This window comes from Anaerosacchariphilus polymeriproducens, assembly GCF_003363435.1.
Taxonomy (GTDB): domain Bacteria; phylum Bacillota; class Clostridia; order Lachnospirales; family Lachnospiraceae; genus Anaerosacchariphilus; species Anaerosacchariphilus polymeriproducens.
The window spans coordinates 1-14,684 of the sequence record NZ_QRCT01000011.1 but is presented as its reverse complement, the minus strand read 5'-3'; the positions used below and the strand labels follow the sequence as shown (position 1 = coordinate 14,684).

Genomic DNA, 14,684 nt, shown 5'->3' with positions numbered 1-14,684 from the left:
CGAATCAAGGTCTGACAGGCTTACGGATGCATGTCAATCTAGGAAATCCATGTGGAGTTTTGAAGGTATAAAAACCTTATGATCCTCGATAGCTCAATGGTAGAGCACACGGCTGTTAACCGTGGGGTTGTAGGTTCGAGCCCTACTCGGGGAGTTAAAAATTCAAATATGTAAATGCATTTTAAACATAAGTTAAAGAAAATAGCCGAGTAAAATAATAAGGCTCCTTGGTCAAGCGGTTAAGACATCGCCCTTTCACGGCGGTAACACGGGTTCGATTCCCGTAGGAGTCATTTCGATGAGAGTTATTGATAGGCCGATGTAGCTCAATTGGCAGAGCAGCTGATTTGTAATCAGCAGGTTATCGGTTCAAGTCCGATCATCGGCTTTTTTGGACCTTTAGCTCAGTTGGTTAGAGCAACCGGCTCATAACCGGTCGGTCCTGGGTTCGAGTCCCCGAAGGTCCATTAAAAAGTACATAAGGCCCAGTGGCTCAGTTGGTTAGAGCGCCGCCCTGTCACGGCGGAGGTCGTGGGTTCGAGTCCCATCTGGGTCGTTTTACTTGTATTTTGTTAAGTTTAATTTTATATTTATTACCCATGGGATCATAGCTCAGCTGGGAGAGCACCTGCCTTACAAGCAGGGGGTCACAGGTTCGAGCCCTGTTGGTCCCATTTATATTAAGTAAATTTCTTAATATAAAATGCCGGCGTGGCGGAACTGGCAGACGCACAGGACTTAAAATCCTGCGGGACTAATCTCCCGTACCGGTTCGATTCCGGTCGCCGGCATTATTTGAAATTGGATAAATAAAATTAATTTAATATGTGTACGTGTAGCTCAGCTGGATAGAGCACTTGGCTACGGACCAAGGTGTCGGGAGTTCGAATCTTCTCACGTACGTTTAAGAGTTCTTGTTTGTAGTATTACGGATGAGGGCTTTTTTGCAGTTTAAAAATTGAGGAATGGATTGAATTATTTAATTAAGATTTTATGAATTTAGAGTAAATTTTTAAAACTAAGTAATAATTCATAAAACTTTCATGAAAGTTTTATTTACCATACAATAAGCATGTGATAGAATGAAAAGAGTTTAAGGTTTGATAATATTTGATAAGGAGATAGATATGAGTAAAGAAGAATTTCTTGATGAGTTAAGAATCGCATTGCAGGGTGAAGTTTCTCAAAATGAAATTAGTGAGAATTTAGAATATTACGATAGATATATAGCGAGCGAGATACGTAAAGGAAGATCTATAGAAAGTGTCATGGAAGAATTGGGAAATCCAAGATTAATTGCTCGAACAATAATAGATACTCATTCTAATGTAAAAACTAGTAATAGTGATACATATTATAGTCAAGATAAATATACAGAAGATAACTCAACTGGTGGATTTCAGGCAGAGTATGGAAATAACGGATGGGATGTAAGATTTGGAAAATTTAAATTAAACACATGGTATGGTAAGTTATTAGGTGTATTGTTTGTTATAATGTGTTTAGTAGTTTTAGGCCTTATTTTAAATTTACTTTTTCCATTTATATTAATGGGACTTGCTATATGGTTTTTAGTTGTCCTATTAAATAAAAGGTAAAAATCATTAGACCATAACCATATTCCGTATCAAAAATCGAACAAAAAGATAATATTAATCATATTATAAAATTATAATTCTTAATATTTTTTTAAATAGTAATTGACAAATAGAAAATAGCATGCTAAACTTTTGGCATGGATTATATGACTGACGGAAGTGGATTTAACCACATGAAGTATAATCATTAAAAAAAGCCGACCGTCTGGGCAGAAGAAGCCTAGAGTGTTGGCTTTTTCTATTTCAAAAATTTGGATATAGAAAGAGGTGATTATGTTTTGATGGGAAAGATTCATTCTATTGAGACCATGGGTTTAGTGGATGGTCCGGGCATTCGCACTGTACTATTTTTTCAAGGATGTAGTCTTAGGTGCCAATATTGCCATAATCCTGATACATGGGATTTAAAATCAGGAAAAGAAATGAATGTAACTGAAATCATAAAAATACTAAAACGTTATCAACCATATTATGGAGAAACAGGTGGTGTTACCTGCTCTGGTGGGGAGCCGCTTTTACAAGCTGAATTTTTAATAGAACTTTTCAAACAATGTAAAAAGGAAGATATTTCTACATGCCTTGATACGGCAGGTTATGGAAATGGAGATTATAATGAACTACTAGAATATACAGACTTGGTTCTTTTCGATGTAAAGCACTATATACCTGAAATGTTTCGTAAACTAACTGGAGGAAATTTCAATATAATTTCAAATTTTTTAGATGCTTTGAAAAAAAGTGGGACTCCTATTTGGATTCGTCATGTGATTGTTCCTGGCTTAACGGATACGGAAGAACATATTAGGAGACTAAAGGATTATATTTCAGGAATTCCCAATGTGGAAAAGATTGAACTTTTACCCTACCATACACTCGGAGCTAAGAAGTATGAGAAAATGGGAATTGATTACCCTTTGAAAGATATTGAACCAATGGATAAAGAAGAAACCAAAAAACTACAAAATATGATATTAAATATTGAATCATAATTACTACGAAAGGATTTGATAATATGTATACTAAAGCGTGGGATGGATTTCAAACAGGAAAATGGACAAAAGAAATTGACGTAAGAAATTTTATTCAAAAAAATTATACACTTTTTGAAGGTGATGATAGTTTTTTAGAAGGAGTTACAGATAAAACCCAAAAAGTCTGGGATAAATGTAGCAGCTTGCTTGAAGAAGAAGTAAAAAAAGGAATTTTAGATATAGAAACAAATATTATTTCTGGAATTGATAATTTTGCTCCGGGATATATTGATAAAGAAAATGAAGTTATAGTTGGATTGCAGACTGATGCACCATTAAAAAGAATTGTTAATTTGTATGGTGGAATGAAAATGGCAAAGAATGCTCTAGAACAATATGGATATCATTTAAATCCACAAATAGAAAGCGATTTTCATGCATATAGGAAAACGCATAATGAAGGAGTTTTTGATGCGTATCCTGAAAGAACCAAAGTAGCCAGACATGTTGGTTTGCTGACTGGTTTGCCAGATGCCTATGGAAGAGGTCGTGTAATTGGAGATTATAGAAGAGTTTCTCTTTACGGGATTGATTTCCTCGTGGATGAGAAAGAAAAAGAACTAGCGGCCTTTGATGGACCTATGACAGATGAACGTATCAGAACTAGAGAAGAAGTAAAGATGCAGATTTATGCTTTAGATGAGATGAAATCGATGGCTCTAAAATATGGTGTAGATATTAGCAGACCAGCAGAAAATGCGCAGCAAGCGATACAATATCTATATATGGCGTATTTGGCAGGTGTAAAAGAAAATAATGGTGCTGCGATTTCTCTAGGTCGGACTTCTACGTTTTTGGATATTTATTTGGAAAGAGATTTGAAAAACGGAGTAATAACAGAGAAAGAGGCACAAGAACTTATTGATCAGTTTATTATAAAATTAAGATTAGTGCGTCATTTGAGAACGCCAGAATATAATGAATTGTTTGGTGGTGATCCAACCTGGATTACAGAAGCTATCGGTGGAATAGGATTAAATGGGCAACCTCTGGTTACCAAAAATTCTTTTCGCTATCTGCATACATTAACTAACTTAGGAACAGCTCCAGAACCCAATATGACAGTATTGTGGAGTAGGGATTTACCACAATCTTTTAAAGAGTATTGTGCGAAAATGAGTATTGAAACGGATTCTATTCAATATGAAAATGATGATATCATGCGTCCTTTATATGGAGACGATTATGCAATTTCATGCTGCGTGTCTGCGATGCGAGTGGGAAAACAAATGCAATTTTTTGGTGCAAGGGCAAATCTTGCAAAATCTCTGCTTTTGGCTATTAACGGTGGAGTTGATGAATTGAAGAACGTATCTGTTATACCAGGAATCGAGCCTTTAAAGGAAAATATATTAAATTATGAAGAAGTTTTAGAACGATACAAAAAAGTTCTGGATTATGTAGCAGAATTATATGTTGACACAATTAATATTATTCACTATATGCATGACAAATATGCTTATGAAGCTAGTCAGATGGCATTACATGATATTAATGTCGAACGACTTACAGCATTTGGAATTGCCGGAATATCAGTGGTAGCAGATTCTCTTTCAGCTATAAAATACGGAAAAGTCACTCCTATACGTGATGAACAGGGTATTACTGTCGATTTCAAAGTGGAAGGTGATTATCCCAAATATGGTAATGACGATGATAGAGTAGATGATTTGGCAGTCGAAATAGTAACGCACTTCTCAAATTCTTTGAAAAAACATCCGATTTATAGGAATGCTAAGCATACTTTGTCAGCTCTTACGATAACCAGTAATGTAATGTATGGTAAGAAAACAGGTAGTACTCCGGATGGTAGAAAATTCGGTGAACCTTTTGCACCAGGAGCAAATCCTATGCATGGACGTGACGAAAACGGTGCCCTTGCCTCATTAAATTCTGTGGCAAAAATTCCATATAGGAATATCTGCCAAGATGGTGTGTCCAATACGTTTTCTATTGTACCTGAAGCATTAGGAAAAGAATCCGTACAACAGAAAGAAAATCTAATTCATATTTTAGATGGTTATTTTATACAAGGTGCACATCATTTAAACGTTAATGTTTTAAATCGGGATATTTTGATTGATGCCATGGAAAATCCAGAAAAATATCCAACACTTACTATTCGAGTTTCAGGTTATGCGGTAAACTTTAATCGACTTACACAAGAACAGAAACAAGAAGTAATAGAAAGAACTTTTCATGAATCAATTTAAGTTTTAGAAAAACGGTGGAAAATTATTCCACCGTTTTATTTTAAAAATCTTAGTAAAGTAGAAACAGCTGGTAGGGGAGCTACCAGCTGTTTCAATGAGGGGAGTATAAATAATTAATAAGGGGTTATATAATGTAAAAAAAATTTTTGAAGGGTAAATTCTTTTTACAAACTAAGTATAATATATTTTGTCAGGAATTGCAACAAAAAAATTTAAAAAAACTAAGATATTTTTAAGAATTTAAAAACTAAAGATTTTACTGAATAAAATTAGACGAAAGTGAGATAATAATCTTGCAATATAAAAAAAGGAGGCAATTTATTATGGCAAAAAATTATGATTCACAGAATGGAGTTAGCAATACTAATTCTAATAATAGTAGCAGAAATGCCAATTCTCAAAATTCTCAAAATGTAAATAGCCAGAACGCAAGAAATGCAAATTCTTCTCAGAATGCAAGAAATGCAAATTCTCAGAATGCTAGAAATGCACAGGGTTCAAACTCAACTACTGGCGCTAATGGTGCTAACACATCATCAAACTATTCAAGTTCAGGCTCAAACAGCAATAATACTACAAGTAATAACAGGTAACAAAAAAGCAAAAAAAGCATATTATAATTAAAGGAAGAGAACCGACTTAAGATACGATTTTTTAAGTCGGTTCTTTTATTACTATAAAAGATATTTGTATTGAAATAAGGTGAGTAATATGAGCTTTGAAATGATAAATGCAAAAGAATTAAAAAAATATCTAGTAATAAATCCCGTTATATTAATTGATTTAAGAGAAGAAGAAGAGTATAAACAAAGGCATATTGCTGATGCTATTAATATTCCGTATGAAGAATTAGAGGAAAACCTTTACAAATTGCCTAAAAATAAAGAAATTATTTTGTATTGTGAAAGGGGCGGGGTAAGTTTTATGGCTGCAAAACAGCTAAGTGAAAAAGGTTTTTTAGTTAAAACTTTAGTAGGAGGAATACAAGGATATAATATGGAAAAACTGGAATAAAACATTGACAGTATTATGAGGGGGATTTAATATATAATTAGATAATTTTGAAATATTTAAGATTTCAAAAGAAGAAAGGTAAAGAAATATGCGCACATATGAGTTAATTGCTCCTTGCCATTTTGGTTTAGAAGCAGTTTTAAAAAAAGAAATATATGATTTAGGATATGAAGTAAGTAAAGTAGAAGATGGACGAGTAACATTTATAGGTGATGAAGAGGCCGTCTGCCGTTCTAATATTTTTCTAAGAACTGCGGAACGGGTTTTAATAAAGATAGGAAGTTATAAAGCGGAAACATTTGAGGAATTATTTGAAAAAACAAAAGCACTGCCATGGGAAGAATATATACCTGAAGATGGAAGGTTTTGGGTAAAAAAAGCGTCTTCAATTAAAAGTAAATTATTTAGTCCTTCGGATATTCAATCAATCATGAAAAAGGCAATGGTTGAAAGAATGAAGCAAAGTTATCATAAAAATTGGTTTGATGAAAATGGAGCCGATTATCCGATAAGAGTATTTTTAATGAAAGATGAAGTGACGGCAGCGTTAGATACATCAGGAGAATCTTTACATCGAAGAGGTTATCGGCTATTAAAAAGCATGGCACCTGTGACAGAAACATTGGCGGCGGCTTTGATTATGTTAAGTCCATGGAAGAGTGATAGGATTCTGGTAGATCCTTTTTGCGGAAGTGGTACTTTTCCAATTGAAGCCGCTATGATGGCAGCCAATATAGCACCTGGAATGAATAGAGGATTTTTAGCAGAAAGCTGGGAAAATCTGATTACGAAAAAAGAATGGTATGATGCATTTGATGAAGCAAACGAAATTGTAAATACTAATATTGATATAGATATTCAAGGTTATGATATTGATGGAAGTATCGTAAAAGCTGCGAGGGAGAATGCAAAAAGCGCCGGTGTTGATCAGCTGATACATTTTCAGGAACGTCCAATTTCACAGCTTAGCCATCCCAAGAAATATGGATTTTTGATTACCAATCCTCCTTACGGAGAGAGATTAGAAGAAAAAACAGCATTACCTCAAATTTATGGGGATTTGGGGAATAGTTTTCGAGCACTTGATTCATGGTCTGCATATATTTTGACAAGCTATGAAGACGTGGAAAAATATATGGGAAGGAAAGCGGATAAAAATAGAAAAATTTATAATGGAATGTTAAAAACATATTTTTACCAATTTTTAGGTCCAAAGCCTCCTAAGAGACCAAAACATGATTAAGAAGAAAGTATATAATCTACATTGAAAGAAGATAAATATGGATAAAAATTTGATGAAAAAGACGTCTATTTTTTGTTGCATTTTATTAATGATGGTATTGAGTGTTATAAGTATTTTTGGAAAGACGCCATCAAAGAATCAGACGAATATGTCTGGTGTTGAAATGTTAAATTTTTATACGCGGCAGGCAAAAGAGGAACAAGAGGAGATAGTGGAAGGGAAAGTCCGTATTAAAATGCCGGAAGGTATAGGAAGAGGAGATATAAGGATTAATAATGATTATGTAAATCAAACAGTAACAATTCATGTACCTGAAACGAGTGAAAAATTTTATTATAATTATCCGCTGGTAGGCAGTAGTGATTATATACAAGATTTAAGTTATGGATTTAAGGATGGAAAAGCCTCAATTAAAATTATTTTAGACAGTGTATATGAGCATATTATTGAATTTAGAGATGATTATTTATATTTAAGTTTTGTAGAGCCGAAATCACTTTATGATAAAATCGTAGTAATTGATGCAGGACATGGAGGAACTGAACCAGGAAAGCCGGCAGGTGATATTTTAGAAAAAAATATTAATTTGGATATTGTATTAAAATTAAAAAAAATGCTGGATAATACAGATATCAGAGTTTATTATACAAGATTGAAAGATGAAAATCCTAGTTTTTTTCATAGAGTGAATTTAGCAAATGCGACCAAAGCAAATATGTTTATAAGTATTCATAATAATTCCAATGAATCTTATATACATGGGACACAAGTATTGTGGAATGAGAAAAAGAAATATAAAGGTCTGGGGACTTTTGAACTATCGCAAATTTTATTAGATGAAGCAGTGAAATCAATGGGAAGTAAGGATATGGGACTTATAGATGGAAATGAGGCGGCTTATATTGTTAGGACGGCAGAAGTTCCAGCAAGTATAATTGAAGTAGGGTTTATGACCAATGATGCTGAACTTGCAAATTTACTTACCGATGAGTATCAGCAAAAAGCAGCACAGGGAATATATAACGGAATACTTCGTGCTTTTGAAGAAGGATTTTAAGGAGAGACAGATGAGACAAAAAATAATTTTTGCAACTGGAAATGAAGGGAAAATGAAAGAAATTAGAATGATTTTGAGTGAGTTTGATGCTGATATTTTTTCATTGAAAGAAGCCGGAATTGATATAGAAATTGTTGAAGACGGTGATTCTTTTGAGGAAAATGCACTTATAAAAGCAAAAGAAATCAGTAAATTGATTGATGGAATCGTTTTAGCGGATGATTCTGGCTTAGAAATTGATTATTTGAATAAAGAACCAGGAATTTATTCTGCTCGTTATGGCGGAGAACATACTTCTTATAATGTTAAAAATAAAATGCTGATCGATAGATTAGAAGGTGTTCCGGATGAATTAAGGACTGCTCGTTTTGTTTGTGTCATAGCTGCAATACTTCCGGATGGGACTCAACTTACGACAAGAGGTACGATAGAAGGGCGCATAGGCTATCATGAGCAAGGCGAAAATGGTTTCGGCTATGATCCGATCTTCTGGGTTCCACAGTTTAGATGTACGACAGCAGAGCTTAGTCCTGAACTAAAAAATGAGATAAGCCATAGAGGAAAAGCCTTATTAAAAATGAAAAAAGAATTAATGAATTATAAAATATTAGATAAGAAGGAAACATATGAAAGTTTTAATAGTAAGTGATACACATGGAAAAAATAAAAATCTAGAGCTGGTCTTAGAAAGAGAAAAGAATATTGATATGCTGATTCATTTAGGAGATGTAGAAGGGAGTGAACTGTATATCAGTCGGTGTTTGAAATGTCCGGTAGAGATTGTAGCTGGTAATAATGATTTTTTTTCTAGTCTTGAAAAAGAAAGAGAGCTAATGATAGGGAAATATAAAGTTTTAATTACTCATGGACACTATTATTATGTAAACGAAGGTTTAGGAGAAGCTTATAAAGAGGCAATGGCAAGAGGAATTGATATATTTATGTTCGGTCATACTCATAAACCAATACTAGAAAATAGAAATGGAATTATTTTACTTAATCCCGGTAGTCTTTCTTATCCTCGACAGGATGGCCGTTTACCTAGTTATGCAATTATGGAAGCAGATGATGAAGGTACACCAAAATTCGAGATTAATTATCTCGAAAAATAGTATTAAAAAAAATATGAAGAAAATTTAAAAAAGTTATTGACATTTTCTCCGCTATAACATATAATAGTTTTTGCGTCACGGGAAATCTGAGATGAAGAAAAATCATCGGGGTGTGGCTCAGCTTGGCTAGAGCGCCTGGTTTGGGACCAGGAGGCCGCAGGTTCGAATCCTGTCACCCCGATTGTCGAAAGACAACCTTTATATCAAAACGCATTATGCGGGTGTAGTTCAATGGTAGAACACTAGCCTTCCAAGCTAGATACGTGGGTTCGATTCCCATCACCCGCTTTGCTTATGCAAAAAAGCGAGATTAGTTTTATGTGTGTTCGTAGCTCAGCTGGATAGAGCAACGGCCTTCTAAGCCGTGGGTCGGGGGTTCGAATCCCTTCGAGCACGTTTGTTGAGAGAAACTCTCGGCTAAGTATGGTGGGTATAGCGCAGTCGGTTAGCGCGCCAGATTGTGGCTCTGGAGGCCGAGGGTTCGAATCCCTCTATCCACCCTAAAATGAATAATGGGCTATCGCCAAGCGGTAAGGCACAGGACTTTGACTCCTGCATTCGCTGGTTCGAATCCAGCTAGCCCAGTTTGAATTAAATTATTTTTATAAATTATTTAATTTGAAAGCAACATGGGATATTAGCTCAGTTGGTAGAGCACTTGACTTTTAATCAAGTTGTCCGGGGTTCGAATCCCCGATGTCTCATTAAAATAAGCAAAGTATCAATAGATTGATGCAGCTTATTTTTTAGTTTTTGCGGATGTGGCGGAACTGGCAGACGCGCTAGACTTAGGATCTAGTGGGAGACCGTGCAGGTTCGATTCCTGTCATCCGCATTAATTGTACCATTAAGCCACTTTATAAAAATATTAAAAACGCTAGTGACGGCAAAATTGACGGCAATAAAATAGACACCTTTATGAAAAGATGTCTTTTTTATTTAAAGATAGAATTTATTTGATTGGCTGCTGTTTCATCCATTTCTTTTAAAACGTGCTGGTATATGTTTTTTAAAGTTCCAACTTGGCTATGCCCTAATCTCTCGGCTGCAACCTTGTCAGAAACTCCATATTTAAGCATTGCAACAGCATTAAAGTGCCTTAAGTCATGAAAGCGAATATGTTCTAAGTTGTGGTTTTTTAAAAGATTCCTAAAGCGTTCAGAATAAGATTGTGGAATCCATCTTGTGATGACTTTCTCATTAATATTTGGTTTATGTATATTGTAGTAGGATTGCAATATATCAATTACGTAATCAGGAGCTATCAATACTCTTTTGCTAGTAACATTCTTTGGTTTTTTTTCTAAGTTTTTATCAAATCTAACGGCTGTAGTTTCAATTGAAATAGTCTTATTTTTAAAATCAATATTTTTCCAAATTAGTCCGAAAACTTCACCTCGCCTTAGACCGCAACCAGCACCCAACGCAATGGGTATTTCATCATCAGTTTTTTTTACAGTTTCTAAAAGTTTTCCAAATTGTTCTTCGTTATATACCGTAGGAGTGTATTTTTCTTTTTTTGCCAATATTACATTATCAGCCGGATTTTTTTTAATATAATCATTTTTAACGGCATATTTGAAAGCTGATTTTAAAAATCCATTTAATTTTCTTACTGTATTTATCCCCATAGGTTTAACTTTATTTTCTTCGTTGTTTAATTTGTAATTATAAAACTTGTCTAATGTAATGGGTTTTATATCTTTTAAAAGGGCATCTTTAAAATACGGCTTGAAATGAGTATCTATATACATTTTGTAAAGTGATCTAGTTGTATCCTCCCATTTATTACTGCATATTTCCCAGTATTCGTTAAGAAAATTAATCAAAGAATCTTTTCTTTCTTCCAAATAATCTCCGCGTTCTAATTCAAACAAAAATACATTAGCCTTTTTTTCAGCTTCTTTTTCTGTTTTACCATAAAAAGATTTTTTGCGTTTTTTCTCCCCTTCTCTCAATGAATATCTAACATCACATTGGAATCTTGTTTTATTAAAATAAGCTTTGGGCATAATATTACTCCTTTACAATTTCAATTAATTTTTGTAATTTTTCAGGAGTAATGCCTAATTTATTGCATTCTCTTATTATAGCATCATATTTATTGTATTCACAAACTTCTAATCCTGCCAACCAATCCAGGCTGACATTGAATTTTGTTGCAAGTTCAATCATGGCTTCGGAATTAGGCATGACTTCACCATTTTCATATCTGGTAACCTTTGATTTACTCCAATTCATTTTTTCGGCTAATTCAGCCTTAGTTATTCCGTGTATTCCTCTCAATTCAATAAGTCTATCTCTAAATTCCTTCATTTGTTTCTCCTTAATTAATGTGATTTTCTTTATGCAACTTATTATATACAAATAATTGAAAAAATGCAACAAAAAAATATTGACAAAGCATATTTTTTGTTTTATATTAATGTTAACAGTTGAATTAATGCAACTGAAAAATAATTAAGGAGGAACTACAAGTGAAAAAAGCAAAGGACAAGTTTTACAAGCTAGAATACTACAGAAACAAATATGGTATTTCACAGCAGCAAATGGCTGGAATTATTGGTGTTAAAGCATCTTGCTATAGCCACAAAGTAAATAAAAGAAGCTCTTTTAGTTTACCACAGATGATAGACATATTGAATGTTTTGAACAAAGAAGCCAAAAAAGCAGGCGATAATCTAATTACACTTGATGAAATTTTTTTGCCCTAAGAGTTGAAAAAATGCAACTATTTAAGAGAGGATGGTTAAATGAAACAATTAGAACAAACAATTACAAGTTTAGAAGTGGCGGAAATGATGGAAACGAGACACCAAAAAATATTAGAAAAGCTGGACGGTTCTAAAGATGGAAAAACAAAAGGGATTATCACTATTTTAACTGAACACGATTTTGTGTTGAGTGAATACTTTCAAGAATCCACTTACAAGGACATATCTGGAAAAACAAACAAATGCTACAAAGTAACAAAATTAGGTTGTGACTTCTTAGCCAATAAATTCACAGGAGAGAAAGGGATTTTATTCACAGCAAAATATGTAAAGAGATTCCACGAAATGGAGGAAATCATCACACAACCGACCTGTATGGAAGACATACTTATTTTCAATCTCCAAGAAATGAAAGCGGTAAAAGAGAAAATGAACGAGCAAGACCAGAAACTTAAATGTATCGGTACAAAGGTAGACGGAATCAAAGACATTGTGGCATTAAATCCAACCGATTGGAGAAAAGAGACAACGGACTTGATAAACAGAATGGCTCACAACTTAGGAGGATATGAACACATAAGAGCGATCAGGGAAGAAAGTTATAAGCTGCTAGAACAAAGATATGGGGTAGCACTTAGCATAAGGCTCACAAATAAAAAAAGACGGATGGCAGAAGAAGGTATTTGCAAATCCAAAAGGGACAAGCTTAGCAACTTAGACGTGATTGCAGAAGATAAGAAACTTGTTGAAGGTTACACGGCAATTATTAAAGAAATGGCTATTAAATACGGAGTAGCTTAAGGAGGGTAAAGGATGACAGATATTATAGGATTTTTAATAGTTACATTATCCGCAATTATCGCAATTTTAGTACATCGAAAGTACAGCAATTACAAAAAAAATTGCTATATATATACAGCGGTTATATGGGTTTTGGCATTGTTGTTTTTAATTCATCGGCTAAATATTTTGTAATTTTTAAGAATAATTCTTTTGCGTTTGAATCAAAAACATTGTTATTAAAATGGTTATTGAGCAATTCAATGTCTTCCCATATTTCTTTATCGCAATATAAGAATAACTCGTGATACATTTTTGAATATATAGCCATTTTTTCAAGTGTTGAATGGTCAATAAAGAGACAAGAAGCATGTTCTATGTACCCGCAATAAACATCACGTTTTTTAAAAAAGTACGCAGACGCTTCATTATGAAAAAGTTCAATTTTTTTTAACTTAAGTTGATGTTTGTTGTTTAAAAAAGCTGTTAAAACAGGTGCCAGAATTGCAACAGCCAAAGCAATCCACGAAGCGGTAGCACTCCAATCAAGAACCATAGTTATACACCTCCATTATTTAATAAGGAGATTATACCACAATAGAAAGGAAGTGAAAACATGAAAAAACTTAGTAAAGCCTTATTAATTCTAGGCACATTAATCATTCTAGGCACATTGATAAGCATCTTAGTCTTAAAAGGCTCAAATTTATATTTAATAGCTGCAGCATTTAGCGGATGCATGATATTTCAAAGTGGTCTTATTTGCCAGTATGAATCATTTGTAAGAGAACATAAAAAGCATGAAACACCGCAGGAGTATGTAAGGAAAGTACATAAAAGATAGAGAAAAGGTGAGAGTTATGAAAAAGATAGTTTCTATAGTGGTATTTGTTTTAATAATAATCATGATGCCAATAAAAGCAGATGCAAGATTCGACATTGAAAAATACAGAATGGTTTATGGTGGTATCGACCTACACAAGATAGATCAGTACGAAAGAAATGCAAAAAAATATGAAAAGCAAATAAGAAAATGCAAGAAAAGAATTAGAAAAGCACACACAAAAAAGAGGTGCCGGAAAATTGAAAAACAGTACAAGAAAGCTGTGAAACGTTATAAGAAAGCTTTGATTATTTATGAGAAAGCAAGTCGGATACTTGAGCAAAAAAGACAGGGTAAAAGAATCAGATTGTGTGGAGGTGATGAAATATATGACAATGGAGCAATTAAACTGGTTAGATAGAAAGGGGGCAGTAAATCCAACAGAGTATAGATTTGTGGAGCAAGACAGTATAAATGTAACCATACAACACGTAGTTATATGGTTACAAAATAAAAAGAAGTAAGGACATATAAGACTTAGAACCTAAATATGCCCTTACGGAAAATATTAACACAGACAACTATAAATGTAAAGACAGAATAAAAAGGAGTATAAAAAATGGTAAATTATAACGCTGAATTAAATAGAACAAGAACACTTAAATATGCAGACTCACCAGCAGACAACCCACTAAAAGGCTTTGTTGGTAATAGGGGGACAGGCTCACATTCTGATTTTCCTTTAAGCCTTGAATATGCACCAATGCCATTAGGTAGCTTAATTGTAGGAGAAAGACAATATGATTGGAGTTTACTAGAAGCTTATTTAGATGAAATTGTATCTTACAGGAGACAAAGTATAGTTTCATTTTATATGGATTTCCCCAATAAGAGCATAGGAAAAAATGATATACCCAAATATTTAATTGATAAAGGTGTTGAAATAAAAGAATACATAATTGACGGATTGTTAAACACAGACAAAGAAATAACGTGCTACTCACCTGACTATAATAACCCACTTGTATGGGAAATGGCTCACGATTTTATAAAAGCATTAGCACAAAAATATGACGGTGATTCTAGAATCGCACAAATC

General features: G+C 33.7%; 17 protein-coding genes, 15 tRNA genes and 1 riboswitch. Of the genes, 29 read left to right on the top strand and 3 right to left on the bottom strand.

Going from position 1 to position 14,684, the window contains the following annotated elements:
- The first annotated feature begins 82 nt into the window (after positions 1-82).
- From DWV06_RS02745 to DWV06_RS02630, 24 genes are all read left to right on the top strand, one after another.
- Positions 83-154: transfer RNA gene (locus DWV06_RS02745), tRNA-Asn, on the top strand.
- A gap of 67 nt (positions 155-221) precedes the next feature.
- Positions 222-293 (top strand) — tRNA-Glu (locus tag DWV06_RS02740).
- A gap of 22 nt (positions 294-315) precedes the next feature.
- Positions 316-388 (top strand) — tRNA-Thr (locus tag DWV06_RS02735).
- Between the two features lie 5 nt (positions 389-393).
- Positions 394-467 (top strand) — tRNA-Ile (locus DWV06_RS02730).
- Positions 468-482: 15 nt separating this feature from the next.
- Positions 483-556: transfer RNA gene (locus DWV06_RS02725), tRNA-Asp, on the top strand.
- Positions 557-601: 45 nt separating this feature from the next.
- A tRNA-Val gene (locus DWV06_RS02720) sits at positions 602-674 on the top strand.
- A 31-nt stretch (positions 675-705) separates the two neighbouring features.
- Positions 706-791: transfer RNA gene (locus DWV06_RS02715), tRNA-Leu, on the top strand.
- 38 nt (positions 792-829) lie between these two features.
- Positions 830-903: transfer RNA gene (locus DWV06_RS02710), tRNA-Arg, on the top strand.
- A 224-nt stretch (positions 904-1,127) separates the two neighbouring features.
- Entirely contained in the window at positions 1,128-1,598 is a 471-nt protein-coding gene (locus DWV06_RS02705) for a DUF1700 domain-containing protein (RefSeq protein WP_115480649.1), read from the top strand.
- Positions 1,599-1,734: 136 nt separating this feature from the next.
- Positions 1,735-1,816: riboswitch (ZMP/ZTP riboswitch) on the top strand.
- Positions 1,817-1,879: 63 nt separating this feature from the next.
- Entirely contained in the window at positions 1,880-2,587 is a 708-nt protein-coding gene (gene pflA / locus DWV06_RS02700) for a pyruvate formate-lyase-activating protein (RefSeq protein WP_115480648.1), read from the top strand.
- Positions 2,588-2,610: 23 nt separating this feature from the next.
- Entirely contained in the window at positions 2,611-4,842 is a 2,232-nt protein-coding gene (gene pflB, locus DWV06_RS02695; RefSeq protein WP_115480647.1) for a formate C-acetyltransferase, read from the top strand.
- Positions 4,843-5,165: 323 nt separating this feature from the next.
- Positions 5,166-5,435: a hypothetical protein gene (locus DWV06_RS02690; RefSeq protein WP_115480646.1), complete on the top strand. Its 270-nt coding sequence runs from the start codon at positions 5,166-5,168 to the stop codon at positions 5,433-5,435.
- Positions 5,436-5,553: 118 nt separating this feature from the next.
- Complete coding sequence (locus tag DWV06_RS02685) at positions 5,554-5,856, top strand: rhodanese-like domain-containing protein (protein ID WP_115480645.1); 303 nt, start codon at positions 5,554-5,556, stop codon at positions 5,854-5,856.
- 88 nt (positions 5,857-5,944) lie between these two features.
- Entirely contained in the window at positions 5,945-7,099 is a 1,155-nt protein-coding gene (locus tag DWV06_RS02680; protein ID WP_115480644.1) for a THUMP domain-containing class I SAM-dependent RNA methyltransferase, read from the top strand.
- A gap of 37 nt (positions 7,100-7,136) precedes the next feature.
- Complete coding sequence (locus DWV06_RS02675; RefSeq protein ID WP_115480643.1) at positions 7,137-8,156, top strand: N-acetylmuramoyl-L-alanine amidase family protein; 1,020 nt, start codon at positions 7,137-7,139, stop codon at positions 8,154-8,156.
- Positions 8,157-8,166: 10 nt separating this feature from the next.
- A complete protein-coding gene (locus DWV06_RS02670; RefSeq protein WP_115480642.1) occupies positions 8,167-8,805 on the top strand; it encodes an XTP/dITP diphosphatase in 639 nt (212 codons plus the stop codon).
- Positions 8,783-9,268 carry a metallophosphoesterase family protein gene (locus tag DWV06_RS02665; protein WP_115480641.1) on the top strand — a complete coding sequence of 162 codons (486 nt, stop codon included), beginning with the start codon at positions 8,783-8,785 and terminating at the stop codon, positions 9,266-9,268. Before DWV06_RS02670 ends, DWV06_RS02665 begins: the two co-directional genes overlap by 23 nt.
- A gap of 106 nt (positions 9,269-9,374) precedes the next feature.
- Positions 9,375-9,449, top strand: a tRNA-Pro gene (locus DWV06_RS02660).
- Between the two features lie 36 nt (positions 9,450-9,485).
- A tRNA-Gly gene (locus DWV06_RS02655) sits at positions 9,486-9,556 on the top strand.
- Between the two features lie 34 nt (positions 9,557-9,590).
- Positions 9,591-9,664, top strand: a tRNA-Arg gene (locus DWV06_RS02650).
- Positions 9,665-9,694: 30 nt separating this feature from the next.
- Positions 9,695-9,768 (top strand) — tRNA-His (locus DWV06_RS02645).
- Between the two features lie 13 nt (positions 9,769-9,781).
- A tRNA-Gln gene (locus tag DWV06_RS02640) sits at positions 9,782-9,853 on the top strand.
- A gap of 46 nt (positions 9,854-9,899) precedes the next feature.
- Positions 9,900-9,972, top strand: a tRNA-Lys gene (locus tag DWV06_RS02635).
- 51 nt (positions 9,973-10,023) lie between these two features.
- Positions 10,024-10,103 (top strand) — tRNA-Leu (locus DWV06_RS02630).
- A 100-nt stretch (positions 10,104-10,203) separates the two neighbouring features.
- Here DWV06_RS02630 and DWV06_RS02625 read toward each other — a convergent pair.
- Both DWV06_RS02625 and DWV06_RS02620 read right to left on the bottom strand, forming a co-directional pair.
- On the bottom strand, positions 10,204-11,280 hold the full coding sequence (locus tag DWV06_RS02625; protein WP_115480640.1) for a tyrosine-type recombinase/integrase: 1,077 nt from the start codon (positions 11,278-11,280) through the stop codon (positions 10,204-10,206).
- Between the two features lie 4 nt (positions 11,281-11,284).
- Positions 11,285-11,584 carry a helix-turn-helix domain-containing protein gene (locus DWV06_RS02620; RefSeq protein ID WP_115480639.1) on the bottom strand — a complete coding sequence of 100 codons (300 nt, stop codon included), beginning with the start codon at positions 11,582-11,584 and terminating at the stop codon, positions 11,285-11,287.
- Between the two features lie 161 nt (positions 11,585-11,745).
- Between DWV06_RS02620 and DWV06_RS02615 the strand changes: the two genes are divergently transcribed.
- Together DWV06_RS02615 and DWV06_RS02610 are read left to right on the top strand one after the other, a co-directional pair.
- The gene (locus tag DWV06_RS02615; protein ID WP_115480638.1) at positions 11,746-11,982 is read left to right on the top strand and encodes a helix-turn-helix transcriptional regulator; all 237 of its coding nucleotides are present in this window, start codon (positions 11,746-11,748) and stop codon (positions 11,980-11,982) included.
- A 39-nt stretch (positions 11,983-12,021) separates the two neighbouring features.
- Positions 12,022-12,783, top strand: a complete 762-nt coding sequence (locus tag DWV06_RS02610; RefSeq protein ID WP_115480637.1) for a Rha family transcriptional regulator — start codon at positions 12,022-12,024, stop codon at positions 12,781-12,783.
- Between the two features lie 121 nt (positions 12,784-12,904).
- On the opposite strand, the gene DWV06_RS02605 is transcribed toward DWV06_RS02610, so the two are convergent.
- Entirely contained in the window at positions 12,905-13,318 is a 414-nt protein-coding gene (locus DWV06_RS02605) for a hypothetical protein (protein WP_115480636.1), read from the bottom strand.
- A 60-nt stretch (positions 13,319-13,378) separates the two neighbouring features.
- On the opposite strand from DWV06_RS02605, the gene DWV06_RS02600 reads away from it, so the two are divergent.
- From DWV06_RS02600 to DWV06_RS02590, 3 genes are all read left to right on the top strand, one after another.
- Entirely contained in the window at positions 13,379-13,606 is a 228-nt protein-coding gene (locus tag DWV06_RS02600) for a hypothetical protein (protein WP_115480635.1), read from the top strand.
- A 16-nt stretch (positions 13,607-13,622) separates the two neighbouring features.
- Positions 13,623-14,006, top strand: coding sequence for a hypothetical protein (locus DWV06_RS02595; protein ID WP_115480634.1), 384 nt, complete (start codon positions 13,623-13,625; stop codon positions 14,004-14,006).
- A 198-nt stretch (positions 14,007-14,204) separates the two neighbouring features.
- A partial coding sequence (locus DWV06_RS02590) for a hypothetical protein (protein WP_205027746.1) occupies positions 14,205-14,684 on the top strand: 480 nt, incomplete at its 3' end.

Bases quoted from the DNA above. Each gene is read 5' to 3' on its own strand.
- DWV06_RS02680 (WP_115480644.1), top strand. From the start codon at position 5,945: ATGCGCACATATGAGTTAATTGCTCCTTGCCATTTTGGTTTAGAAGCA.
- DWV06_RS02600 (WP_115480635.1), top strand. From the start codon at position 13,379: ATGAAAAAACTTAGTAAAGCCTTATTAATTCTAGGCACATTAATCATT.
- DWV06_RS02690 (WP_115480646.1), top strand. From the start codon at position 5,166: ATGGCAAAAAATTATGATTCACAGAATGGAGTTAGCAATACTAATTCT.
- pflA (WP_115480648.1), top strand. From the start codon at position 1,880: ATGGGAAAGATTCATTCTATTGAGACCATGGGTTTAGTGGATGGTCCG.
- DWV06_RS02625 (WP_115480640.1), bottom strand. From the start codon at position 11,280: ATGCCCAAAGCTTATTTTAATAAAACAAGATTCCAATGTGATGTTAGA.
- DWV06_RS02605 (WP_115480636.1), bottom strand. From the start codon at position 13,318: ATGGTTCTTGATTGGAGTGCTACCGCTTCGTGGATTGCTTTGGCTGTT.
- DWV06_RS02610 (WP_115480637.1), top strand. From the start codon at position 12,022: ATGAAACAATTAGAACAAACAATTACAAGTTTAGAAGTGGCGGAAATG.
- DWV06_RS02705 (WP_115480649.1), top strand. From the start codon at position 1,128: ATGAGTAAAGAAGAATTTCTTGATGAGTTAAGAATCGCATTGCAGGGT.
- DWV06_RS02675 (WP_115480643.1), top strand. From the start codon at position 7,137: ATGGATAAAAATTTGATGAAAAAGACGTCTATTTTTTGTTGCATTTTA.
- DWV06_RS02665 (WP_115480641.1), top strand. From the start codon at position 8,783: ATGAAAGTTTTAATAGTAAGTGATACACATGGAAAAAATAAAAATCTA.
- DWV06_RS02620 (WP_115480639.1), bottom strand. From the start codon at position 11,584: ATGAAGGAATTTAGAGATAGACTTATTGAATTGAGAGGAATACACGGA.
- pflB (WP_115480647.1), top strand. From the start codon at position 2,611: ATGTATACTAAAGCGTGGGATGGATTTCAAACAGGAAAATGGACAAAA.
- DWV06_RS02595 (WP_115480634.1), top strand. From the start codon at position 13,623: ATGAAAAAGATAGTTTCTATAGTGGTATTTGTTTTAATAATAATCATG.
- DWV06_RS02685 (WP_115480645.1), top strand. From the start codon at position 5,554: ATGAGCTTTGAAATGATAAATGCAAAAGAATTAAAAAAATATCTAGTA.
- DWV06_RS02670 (WP_115480642.1), top strand. From the start codon at position 8,167: ATGAGACAAAAAATAATTTTTGCAACTGGAAATGAAGGGAAAATGAAA.